Genomic DNA, 12406 nt, shown 5'->3' with positions numbered 1-12406 from the left:
TTGTTGGTCTTAATCGTTTACGTCATGCTGTACTAAGTAAAAAGCCGTTGCGAATAATATCTTCTTTAGTCTTTAGGGAAGAATAACCACGTCATTGGTAATTGAGAAATTGCTAGGCTTGTTTTCCAATGTTGCAAATTGAACAGGATTTACACCGTCATTCGGAGCAGCATCAAAGAGCACAGCACCAGTAATACTGTTGTAGCTAAATTGGTCTAGGGAAGTCGCACCAAAACTACGGTGAATTTGAATTTTGTCACCTTCAGTCGAATTAAAATCTTTGATGGTGTCCACACCTGTGGGAGCAAAGTAAAATCGGAAATTATCTGCTCCTGCACCACCCCAAAGGGTATTATTACCAGCAGGGTCAAGATCACTACCACCAGCTAAAAGGTCGTTCCCATTCCCCCCATAAAGTAGGTCGTTACCACCACCACCGGAAAGAGTATCATCCCCATCATTACCGTAGAGAACATCATTACCCTTCTCTGCAAGTATAATATCGTTTCCCGTGTCTCCGGAAAGCTGGTCATTCCCATCACCACCAAGAATGGAATCATTACCACCCCTACCATTGATTTGGTCGTCTCCGCCTTCACCCTTGAGGAAGTTCTTACCAGCATTACCCAATATATAGTTGTTCTGAGTGTTACCCGTCCCATTCACATCTGCATTATCAGTCAGGGTCAGATTTTCGATGTTTGCTCCCAGGGTGTAACTGACGGAAGAAATTACGGTATCGACTCCATCACCAAGAAACTCTGTCACCATATCATTGACATCGTTCACGATGTATTTATCATTACCACTGTTACCGTACATATCGTCAGCACCGGCTCCACCATTGAGGGAATCATCCCCAGAACCACCAAACATTTGGTCGTTTCCATCACCTCCTTTGAGTTCGTCGTTACCACCTGCACCAAATAAATAGTCGTCCGCACCTAAACCAGACAGGACATTATTGGCATCGTTACCCACTATGGCATTGTGAGCATTATTACCCGTACCGTTAATAGCTGCATTCCCTTTCAGGTGTAAGTCTTCGACGTTTGCGCTCAAGGTGTAGCTGACGGTGGATTCAACGCGATCGATTCCTTCTGCGGCATTTTCAGTGACAACATCGGATGCATTATCAACGATATAGAGGTCATTTCCATTACCACCAAACATGCGATCGCTACCAGCACCACCATCGAGAAAATCTTCACCATCGCCACCATAAAGTTCGTCATTGCCTCCTTTGGCGTAGATTGTATCATTTCCAGCAAGGGCTTCAATGATGTCTGCGTTGTCGGTTCCATTGAGTACATCATCATTAGGTGTACCGATAATTTTATTCGCCATTATTTTCTCCAAAAATAGTCTAGTTAGTATTTGCAAGTTAAAGGTTAAACGGTTGAGATCGGATTTTTTATCTCCCTTGGTTTAACTATTTGTATTGTGGCGAATGAATAGATGAAATTGTTGAGTCAAAATCAGGTATATTTTCAGGTAGTGGAAACTGCTAATTAAATTTTTGGGAATTGAATTCAGGTTAATTCAGGTTAATTCAGGTAAATGTATAATTGTTGATTTTTTGAGTGAAAGTTGATGGTTTTAGGTTAAAAATTAGAGAATAAAATTTCAGAGAACAAAATTTCAGAGAATCAGCGTTACCCGCATTTCTCACAAAACTGTAAGGGCGGGTTTACAAATATGCTTCAATTATTCCCAAATATCTTGTGAACCCGCCCCTACCGCCCCTGGACTTAGGTTTCATAAATTTGGTGAGAAATTAGGGGTTAGCCCATCCCACCACTAAATCCCAACTCAAGTTTCAAGTTAATAATGACTAATGCAGACTCATCCCACTATGAAATATACTCCCATTCCAAATATCAAGCAGGGGGAAGTTTACCTGCGGATGCATCCACCTATATTGTTAGGGAAGCCGATCGGGAACTTTATCAAGCATTGTTAGCGGGGGAATATTGCTATGTTCTCAATTCCCGACAAATGGGTAAATCTAGTTTGCGGATTAGAATCATGGGTCAGTTGCGATCGCATGATATTAATTGTGTGGAAATCGAACTTAGTGGTATTGGTAGTCAGCAAATCACCGCATCCCAATGGTATGGGGGAATTATTCAGGAATTGATTAGTGGGTTTGAGTTGGAGGTCAACCGTCGGGTTTGGATGCAGGAACGGGAAGATTTATCTCCGGTGCAGCGTTTAGGGGAGTTTATTGAGGATATATTGCTGAGGCAAATTCAGGGGGAAATAGTTATCTTTATTGACGAAATTGATAGCGTTTTGGGTTTAAGTTTCCCGACGGATGATTTTTTTAGCTTGATTCGTCATTGCTATGATAAAAGGGCGAGTAATCGAGAATACCAAAGATTAACTTTTGCCTTGTTGGGAGTAGCGACACCCGCAGATTTAATTCAAGATGAAAATTCTGCTCCTTTTAATATTGGTCGTGCAATTGAATTAAAAGGGTTTCAATTTGATGAATGTTCTAGCTTGATTCGCGGTTTAGCTAGAAATACCCATGACCCAGATCGGGTTTTTCAACAAGTTCTATATTGGACGGGGGGACAACCATTTTTAACCCAAAAAATCTGTTGGTTGATTTCCCAAGCACCAGAATTAATCACACCCGAATCGATTCCAGAATTAGTCAAAAAACGAGTAATTGAAAATTGGGAATCCCAGGACGAACCCGAACATTTGCGGACAATTCGCGATCGCATTCTCCGAAATTCCCGTTCGAGTCAGTCGTTGTTGCGATTGTATAAAAAGATTTTACAGCAAGGGAAAATCTCGGCTCAGAATTCCGATCCCCATTTGCAATTGCGTCTTTCTGGTTTGGTAAATTTGCATCGTGGCAAATTAGTGATTAAAAATCCGATTTATCAAGGGATTTTCGATCTCAATTGGCTCAAACAGCAGTTAAACCAAGACCAACAACCCCAAACTACCCTGCGATTTTGGCAAGCTGTTGCCGTTAGTTGTGCCGTTGCCAGTATAATTGGGGGGATGCGAACCGTAGGTTTTCTGCAAACATGGGAACTGCAAGCTTACGACCAAATCATGCGATCGCGTCCTGATGAAGGTATGGACAAACGATTGCTATTAGTCACCATCACCGACAAAGATGTCCAATCCCAACCCATAGCCGAACGCAAAGCCGCTTCTTTATCGGAACAATCTTTCGTTAAATTACTACAAAAATTACAGCAATTACAACCGCAAGCGATTGGGTTTGATATTCATCGGGAAATTCCCTTAAATGATCAGTATAAAAGTATTGCCAAGCAAATCCAAAATAGTCAGAATTTATTTCTGATTTGTCGATATGGAAATCCTGGGATAAAAGCGGCTCCAGAAATATCACCGGATGGACAGGGTTTTAATAATGTCGATTTGGATTTAGATGGAATTTTGCGTCGGCAAATTTTAGCAGTGGATGCAGCTGAACCTTGTAAAAGTCAATATGCTTTGGCTTGGAAATTAGCTGTTAATTACTTGAGTGTTAAAGGGATTCAACCAGAATTCACCAATGATAATTATTTACAACTAGATCAAACCGTCTTTAAAACCCTAGAAAATAATACAGGTAGCTATCACAATCTGGATAATCGGGGTCATCAAATCCTACTTAATTACCGTGCTACAAGAAAAATTGCCGAAACCGTCACTTTGCAAGAAATTATCAGCGACAAGTTTAATCCCAATCTCGTCAAAAACCGGATTGTGTTAGTGGGAACTACCGACCCCAGCTTTAATGACCACAATTGGCGTACACCCTATAGTAATAGTTGTTTGAGAATGAAAACAATGACGGGTGTAGAAATTCAAGCCCACATGGTTAGTAATATTCTCAGCACCGTCTTGGATAAAAAACCATTAATTTGGTCTTGGTCAAAACAAATGGAAACTATCTGGATTTGGGGTTGGTCTATCGTCGCTGGATTACTGATTTGGTCTGTGCGATCGCCCTATCTCATTTTCCTTGGAGTTGGAGCACTTGTCGGTATTTTATATATATGTTGTTGGGGCTTTTTAGTGATGTGGGGGGCTTGGATACCTTTATTTTCTCCTGCTTTAACTTTAGTAACGGTGACATTTTGCTTATTATTATATCAGCGTAAAATTCTTGAATAATCAATCATAAAAAAATCATCAGTCAAAACATGACATATCACACCCAGCGATTTAATAACAATATATTTAACAAAAATGAAATAAAAAAAAATAAAATTAACAACAACAAATTGAGAGTGGGTGCAAATCGTGACATTTATTTGGCAATTATGGCTAAATCATCGATGCTTATAGCCGGATTGGTGATATTTTTGGGAAAATCATCATGTGCGATCGCCAATTTACCGGTTACAACCCTAGCCCAAATTATCCCTGATGCAACTTTGAGTAATGAAAATTCAGTGATTATTCCCAATGTCAATATTAACGGTACTAATGCTGACCAGATAAATGGTGGTGCGATTAGGGATAGTAATCTTTTTCACAGTTTTCGAGAATTTAATGTCGGAGATGGGCAGCGAGTATATTTTGCAAACCCTTCAGGAATAAATAATATCCTGAGTCGAGTTACAGGCAATAACCCCTCGAATATTCTCGGAACACTGGGTGTAAATGGTAACGCTAATTTATTTTTGATTAATCCGAATGGGATAATTTTTGGACAAAATGCCCGTTTAGATTTGGCTGGTTCTTTCGTAACCAGTACAGCCAATGCAATTCAATTTGTCGATGGAACCCAATTTATTGCAGGCGGAAACTCATCCCCAACAGACCCGATCTTAACAATCACTGCTCCCATTGGTTTACAATTTGGTGCTAATCCTGGCACTATTCGCGTAGACGGAAATGGGCAAGGTCACAGGTCAAATGCCGATTTGATCGATACCGATGCTGCTCTACAGGTCGCACCCAACCAAACTTTAGCCCTAGTGGGAGGGAATCTATCCCTTGTTGGGGGAACCCTCAAAACCGCAGGGGGAAGGATCGAATTAGGTAGTGTGACTAGTTCTGGTTTAGTGAATTTGACCCCGATAGATACAGGTTTTGCGTTGGGATATACAGGTATATCAACCTTTGGAGATATCCAATTAGTAGGGGGTTCGGTTGTCGATGTCAGTGGAATTGGTGGTGGTGGCATTCAAGTTCAAGGTCGGCGAATTACCCTGCAAGAAGGTTCCCAGTTGGATTCTAGTACCCTCGGTTTGGATGCTGCCGGAGTGTTAAATGTGACAGCAACAGAATCGATAGAACTAATTGGTGCCACACCGGAGCGTGATTGGTTTAGTGGATTCAGGGCTTTGGTATATCCAGAGGCAACAGGTGTAGGAAGTAACATCAATGTGCAAACTGAGCGATTAATACTCCAGGATGCAGCAGAAATCACAACTGGTACTTTCGGTGAAGGGAAGGGGGGAAATATAATACTGCAAGCCAGACAATTAAGCGTCCAAGGTGGCTCCCAGATACTAGCGAATACTTTTAGTCAGGGGAATGCGGGTAATTTGCAAATATCGGCTCGCGATTGGCTTGAAGTGGTGGGAACGAGCACAGATAATCAATTAGTGAGTTTGTTAATTACCTCCTCCGAACCGGGTGCAACAGGGAATGGAGGTGATTTAACTATTGAAACAGGAAAGTTGATTGTTGGGGATGGTGCAGGGATAGTAAGTGGAACATTTGGTGATGGAAATGCGGGTCGATTAAATATTTTAGCTCACGAGTCAATCGAAGTAATTGGAACAACCCGTGATGGTCTAGTTTCTAGTGTACTGGCAACTTCCGTCTTTTCAGGTGCAACCGGAGATGGCAGTGATTTGAAGCTGGAAACAGGACGCTTAACTGTTCGAGATGGTGGACAAATACAAACTGCCATATTTGGTCAAGGTAAAGCAGGTAACTTGAATATTATTGCCCGTGAGTCGGTGGAAATTCTGGGAAGTTCTTTTGATGGTCAACTTCCCAGCGCGTTGGGAACTTCAGTTGAAGAAAATGCGATTGGAGATGGGGGAGATTTAAGGATCGAAACCGGAAAGTTAATTATTAATGGCTCCCAAATAGCATCAGCGACAGTTGGGAAGGGGAATGCGGGAGATTTGACGATTATGGCTCATGATTTTGTGGAAGTAATCGGTGGTGCAGTATCCTCTTCTGTGAATACGGGAGCAACAGGGGATGGAGGTGATTTAACTATTAAGACAGGACGCTTAACCGTTATAGATGGCGGACAGGTTTTAGCAAATACCTTTGGCAATGGGGATGCGGGGAAATTATTAATTGTGGCTCGTGAATCGGTTGAAGTGATTGGCACAACTTCAGATGGTAAATTTAAAAGTGGTTTATTTACTTCTGTTAACCAAGGTGCCACAGGAGACGGTGGGGATTTAGATTTGCAAACAGGACGTTTAATTGTCCAGGATGGAGCAACAATTCGCTCTGGGACTTTTGCACAGGGGGCAGCTGGTAATATGCAAATCTCTGCTGATTCGGTTAAGTTGGATAATCAAGCCAGTATCACCTCCACAGCCAGAAGTGGGAATGGTGGCAATATGGTAATGCAAATACAAGATTTATTGCTGTTGCGTCGTCATAGTCAAATATCTGCGACCGCAGGTACAGACCAAGCCGAAGGGAATGGGGGCAATATTACGATTAATATACCCGATGGTTTTATCGTTGCCTTTCCCCAGGAAAATAGCGATATTACTGCAAACGCGTTTCAGGGTAGTGGTGGCAAAGTGAATATTAACGCGACAGGTGTATTTGGGATTAAACCCTTAAGTCGTTCGCAATTGGAGCAGTTATTGCAAACCAGCGACCCGACCCAACTTAGTCCCAGTCAGTTACAAACTAGCGATATTACGGCAATTTCCCAAACCAACGCGTCTTTAAATGGTGATGTGAATTTGAACATTCTCGATTCAGACCCATCGCAAGGATTGCAGGAACTACCAACGGATATTGTTGATGTGTCGGGGTTAATTAATCAAAATCTCTGTGCGGTATCCCAAGGTAGTGAATTTATTGTCACTGGAAGGGGGGGTTTACCGGCTTCTCCCTATGAAGTTTTCAGCGCGGATACGGGTTGGGAAGATTGGTGGATTGCACCGTCCCCAAGACCATCAGCAAGACAATCAACAGTCATTAATAATCAGCCTAATCGGAAAATCACTAATGGAAATACTCCCCATAATTCCACAAGCAAAGTAGCTAGTGAAACGAGGAATATTATCGAAGCTCAAGGTTGGATAAAAGATGCAAGTGGGAAGGTTTTCTTAATCGCCAATCCAGTTAAAACTACACCGAAAGGGACTTGGCTACATCCCCAAGATTGCCAATTAATTTTGAATCTTGGATTTTAGATTTTGGATTTTAGATTTTGGATTTTATATTTATTACAAGGATAAATTTAGGGGTTTGTACCATCTCTACGAGAAGTAGTGGGGAGCGAGACTAAAAGGAATGATTGGTAAATTAATAATAATATTAACTAAATAAATTAGCGATGAAGCATTTTGATAGGAGCGGAGAAAAGGGTATACCTGATTACAAGCATAAAAGATACTATCGTTATCTGAATCGATTTAGAAAGACCCAGCAAAATATATTATCAAATAGATTATGGGAAAATAAATTGATAATAAGATTAAGAATAGGAGCAATCCCAGGTTTTTCTCTTGGTTGTATATTTCGTACTTTGATATTGGTAATTATGGGATTATATTTTAGTCTTATTTTGCCAATATTTCCCTCTGTAATTGCTCAAAATTCTTCTCAGTTAATCCCAGATAGCTCAAGCCAAATCAATTTAATTGAAGCCAATTTAATTCTAAAAAATTTACTCCAACAAAATTCACTCCAACAAACCCAACCTAACTCAGCTTTAGAATTAGTAGAAACAGGCAAAAAATATTATGATGCGGGTCAATTTGCCGTAGCGGCTCAACAACTGCAAAAAGCGCTACAAATTTTTCAAAAATCGGGTGATATTCCCCAGCAAATTCAAGTATTAAGTTTACTTTCCTTAACGCAACAAAAACTTGGCAACTGGGAACAAGCGAAAATAGCCCTTGATACAGGCTTAACTTTATTAGCCCAATCTCCATCCAATCAATTTTCATCTCACCAACAATTACACCGTATTCATGCTCAAATTTTAAACAGCCTGGGACATTGGCAATTAGCCCAGGGACAAACGGAAGCGACTTTGACGATCTGGAAACAATCAGAAAAACTATATCGGCAAGCAGAAGATCGGGTAAGTATTATTGGTAGTCAAATTAACCAGGCTGGAGTATTACAAGCATTAGGACTGTATCGTCGTGCTGACAACCTATTGAGCCAAATAGAAACACAACTGTACCAACAACCCGACTCGGTGCTCAAGGCTACAGGCTTGCTAAATCTAGGAAATATTCGTCGCTTGAATGGGGATTTGCAAAAGTCCAGGGAAATATTAAACCAAAGCTTGGCGATCGCACAACAATTAAATTTACCTCAATTAAAAGCGAAAACCTGGCTGAATCGAGGCAATACCGAAGTTGCGATCGCTCAACATGCTGAAGACCTCAAAGATATTAAAATTTCTCAACAATACCGTCAGCAGGCTTTAACTAGCTATCAACAAGCCATCAATTCGGCTGATGTCACCACTACCAAAGTTCAAGCCCAACTCAATTATTTATCGGTGCTGATTGATACTAATCAAATTGCCTCTACTAGTCCTTTAATTGAACAAATCAACACAGCAATTAGTCAGTTATCACCTAGTAGAGTATCGATTTATGCCCGTGTCAACTTGGTGAAAAGCCTGTTAAAAATCGCCAAAGGACTTGATGAGACTCAAGATAAGACTCAAGATAATATTCAATTACAAGTAAAACTATTAGAAACTGCGATCGCCCAAGCCAGAAATTTAGCCGACCAAAGAGCAGAATCCTATGCTCTGGGAACACTGGGGAATGTATACGAACAAATTGGAGATAGAACAAAAGCGAAAAAAAATACCATCTCAGCTTTAGTGATTGCCCAAGCACTCAACGCTTTAGATATGAGTTACCAGTGGCAATGGCAAATGGGGCGATTATTGCAAGCCGAAAAAGCAACCCAACAAGCAGTTGAATATTACACCGAAGCATTCAAAAATATCAGTAATTTACGCAGTGATTTAGTTGCTTTAAATCCAGAGATACAGTTTTCCTTCCGAGAAAGCGTAGAACCAGTTTATCGCCAACTAGTCGATTTACTTTTGCAATCTCCCCAACCCCAACGGAATAATCTCATCCAAGCTCGTCAAGTCATCGAAGCACTACAATTAGCCGAATTAGATAATTATTTTGGTGATGCTTGTACCCAACCCAAACAGATAAATATCGACCAATTAGACCCAAATGCAGCTGTTATTTATCCAATTATTTTACCCAATCGCTTAGAAGTAATCGTCAAATTACCTGGTGTGGATGATTTAATCCATTATGCCCATCCCAACATTTCCGAAACCCAAATAGACGCAATAATTAGCCAATTACAAAAATCCTTAAAACGACGCAGCACCAGTTTAAAAGAACTCAAAACCCAATCTCAACAGTTATATAATTGGTTAATTCAACCCTTCACAGATGCACTAGAAACAACAAAAACCCGAGAACAAAGCCAAATCAAAAATTTAGTGTTTGTTTTAGACAGTTCCTTACGCAATTTACCGATGGCATTTTTACACGACGGACAAAAATATTTAATCGAAAGATATGCCATCAGTGTCACCCCCACTTTACAACTACTCGAATCAAAGCCCCTACAAAGGGGAAAAATTAACGTTTTAATTGCTGGAGCAACTGACGCTCCCAGTTTTAAAAAAGAAGGCTTAGGTTCAATTGATAATGTCGCTGTAGAATTAGACGGAATCCAACAAAAGATTCAACATCATCAAGTTTTAGAAAATCAGAATTTCGTTCGACAAAATATTCAAAAACAAATCAATCAAACCGCTTTTAATATTGTCCATTTCGCAACCCACGGTAAATTTAGTTCCAACCCCGAACAAACCTATATTTTGGATTGGAATGAACGTATTAAAGTCAAAGATTTAGATAAAATCTTGCGTTTAGACTTTCAAAGAACAGCAAACCCAATTGAATTACTGATATTAAGTGCCTGCGAAACCGCCACCGGAGACAAACGCGCAGGCTTGGGACTAGCTGGTATTGCAATTCGAGCTGGTGCTCGCACCACCCTCGCAAGCTTATGGCAAATTAACGACGCATCAACCGCAGAATTTATGATTAGATTTTATCAAGAACTAAATCGTCATCACAATACCAAATCCGAAGCCTTAAGAAACACTCAACTCGCATTTTTAAAAGAAACAAACAATCAAGATTACAATCGTCCCTACCACTGGGCAGCATTTATTTTAGTTGGGAATTGGCTGTAGGAATTTTAGATTTTGAATTTTGGATTGATTATTTAGCTAATTATTCAAAAATAATTATTCAAAAACCATATTCATCACAATTGGTTGTTGTGAAATATACCCTAAATTGATATCTTGATTATTTAATAATTCCACCCAAACTTTGCGATATAGGGAATTATTTGGCTCCTGTAAACGTAATTGGGCTAATTCAGTTATCGCGTCGTACCAAATTTGATATTTTCCATAGACCAAAACCCGATCCAAGGAAGATTTAGCAATTTGTAAATCTTGCTGTAATTCCCCTGAAACTAACTTTTTCTCAACAATTCCAGTTAGGGAAGCAGGTGTTTGTGAATCACTTTCCGCACCAGAACCAGAACAATTGATATCCACATACCACCGATATTCCCGATCGACCTTTAAAGCCGCAATCTTATTTGGTAAACGAATCCCGACAATTCCCGGTTGACTAGGTAACTGAATGCGATCGCGAAATATTTCCGTATCTCCATCCTGTAACGAAAATTCCCCACTCGATGCATCTTTCGTTGTATAGGGTAGATAAATCCAAATTGTTGGGCGATCGCTTACTGTAAAGCGAGATTGATGAGCACCAATAATTCGCGTGATTGGTGGTGTATTGGCTTTCTCAAGACAATCTCCCCTGCTTCCGGTCCCTTCTTTTCCCGGTGGTGTCCCCCTACTGGGAGGGGCTTTTTCCGCTATCATTAAACTAGCTGGCAAATTGGCTGGTAATTTAGTTAGCAAACTAACAGGTGATAAAGATACAGAGTCATTTATCGTGTTAGTTTGTGCCGATGCTAGTAAAACAGCATAACTAGCCCAACCCATTAATATCCATGCTAGAAAAAATAGACCTTTCATTGGATTAAAGCACACTGGCTAAATTCTGATTTTTTTCACACCAGTCTAACTACAACTCCTAATTAGATTATTTCTGAAAGGAACAGCAAGGAATCGGAAAACCCTTGCTAATGTTGCTCTCAGGATTATCGTTACCGGAGATACTTCAATAAAACGCTCGAAAATTGAACTCAGCATGATACAGCACCCATCAATTATCGTTACATTCTCAACCTCAATCTGGATACTGCTACACCTACGAGGGCAGTAATCCCCGAGATTTGATTGCCGCGATCGCTCCAGGGCTAAAGTTCCTTTTGTATTCATTTGCCCCATCCTGGATGAATATTACATCTCTAAACGACGATGGTTTCACGTACCTTTGCATAAATAAACACATCCCTTGGAATTGGTGAGATATTAGGACGAATTGTATGAGAACGTAAAATCCCCTCACGCACTAAACCAATTTTCTCTAAAATCCTTGCCGATGGGAGATTTTCTGTATCACCAGTCGAATCCGCAGTACTTCCGAAGCTAGACGAAAATTAGCACCATCCGCATTAAAACTCCAAGCACCACCTTCCGTCACAAGTTCTAGGGTATTTTCTCTGTCTCGAAATAGTAATTCATTACCCAGGGTTCCACTGGCTTCTTTGTAGGTTAACTCGACAACACGGGAACCGTACCACTGTAAATCAACAACAGTAACAATACTATTGGGCAAAATACCTTGTACCTGCGTCCCTTTTGCCAGTTGTTCGAGTTTCGTCATATCGATTGTTGCCTTGGTAATGCTAGAGAGCCAGTCCACTAATATATGTTGACAAAAAAGAAGGTATGTGGGTTAGGATAAAACGTATATTTTGGGTAAAATTATTGGGTCTGATTTTTAGGGTTCGCATAAAACAGAACACTAAAATTCCCAATTTTAACAACACGCATATCTTGCGTTTTAGGTCAAGCACTTCTACTGGACTGGCACTCTAGGTATTTTCTTCTCTGATTTCTCTAAAAATTGCCTTCGATAACTTTGGCGAACTGACAAAAGCCTTTTGGGCATCTTAAGAAACAGTACAAGCTACGGTTTGTACTAGTTCC

The 12406-nt window shown here is 40.4% G+C and carries 6 protein-coding genes; 3 read left to right on the top strand and 3 right to left on the bottom strand.

What is annotated here, in order from left to right; all coding sequences use genetic code 11:
- Window positions 1-72: 72 nt before the first annotated feature.
- Window positions 73-1347 carry a calcium-binding protein gene (locus CAL6303_RS30965; RefSeq protein WP_015196060.1) on the bottom strand — a complete coding sequence of 425 codons (1275 nt, stop codon included), beginning with the start codon at window positions 1345-1347 and terminating at the stop codon, window positions 73-75.
- Window positions 1348-1830: 483 nt separating this feature from the next.
- Between CAL6303_RS30965 and CAL6303_RS01525 the strand changes: the two genes are divergently transcribed.
- The 3 genes from CAL6303_RS01525 (at window position 1831) to CAL6303_RS01515 (ending at window position 10459) form a co-directional block, all read left to right on the top strand.
- The gene (locus tag CAL6303_RS01525) at window positions 1831-4149 is read left to right on the top strand and encodes a CHASE2 domain-containing protein (RefSeq protein WP_015196059.1); all 2319 of its coding nucleotides are present in this window, start codon (window positions 1831-1833) and stop codon (window positions 4147-4149) included.
- Window positions 4150-4265: 116 nt separating this feature from the next.
- A complete protein-coding gene (locus tag CAL6303_RS01520; RefSeq protein WP_158333121.1) occupies window positions 4266-7388 on the top strand; it encodes a filamentous hemagglutinin N-terminal domain-containing protein in 3123 nt (1040 codons plus the stop codon).
- 350 nt (window positions 7389-7738) lie between these two features.
- On the top strand, window positions 7739-10459 hold the full coding sequence (locus CAL6303_RS01515) for a CHAT domain-containing protein (protein WP_144050988.1): 2721 nt from the start codon (window positions 7739-7741) through the stop codon (window positions 10457-10459).
- Between the two features lie 54 nt (window positions 10460-10513).
- Here CAL6303_RS01515 and CAL6303_RS01510 read toward each other — a convergent pair whose 3' ends face one another.
- Window positions 10514-11326: a DUF928 domain-containing protein gene (locus tag CAL6303_RS01510; protein ID WP_015196056.1), complete on the bottom strand. Its 813-nt coding sequence runs from the start codon at window positions 11324-11326 to the stop codon at window positions 10514-10516.
- A gap of 454 nt (window positions 11327-11780) precedes the next feature.
- Window positions 11781-12080, bottom strand: coding sequence for a hypothetical protein (locus CAL6303_RS01505; RefSeq protein ID WP_041738938.1), 300 nt, complete (start codon window positions 12078-12080; stop codon window positions 11781-11783).
- Between the last annotated feature and the right edge of the window lie 326 nt (window positions 12081-12406).

The sequence above is a fragment of the Calothrix sp. PCC 6303 genome (assembly GCF_000317435.1).
Taxonomy (GTDB): Bacteria; Cyanobacteriota; Cyanobacteriia; order Cyanobacteriales; family Nostocaceae; genus PCC-6303.
The sequence above is the reverse complement of the archived record's forward strand: the minus strand, read 5'-3'. Positions and strand labels throughout refer to the sequence as shown.

What these genes read in the sequence shown, in the direction of transcription:
- CAL6303_RS30965 (WP_015196060.1), bottom strand. Translation starts at nt 1,347, where the DNA reads ATGGCGAATAAAATTATCGGTACACCTAATGATGATGTACTCAATGGA.
- CAL6303_RS01525 (WP_015196059.1), top strand. Translation starts at nt 1,831, where the DNA reads ATGACTAATGCAGACTCATCCCACTATGAAATATACTCCCATTCCAAA.
- CAL6303_RS01515 (WP_144050988.1), top strand. Translation starts at nt 7,739, where the DNA reads ATGGGATTATATTTTAGTCTTATTTTGCCAATATTTCCCTCTGTAATT.
- CAL6303_RS01510 (WP_015196056.1), bottom strand. Translation starts at nt 11,326, where the DNA reads ATGAAAGGTCTATTTTTTCTAGCATGGATATTAATGGGTTGGGCTAGT.
- CAL6303_RS01505 (WP_041738938.1), bottom strand. Translation starts at nt 12,080, where the DNA reads ATGACGAAACTCGAACAACTGGCAAAAGGGACGCAGGTACAAGGTATT.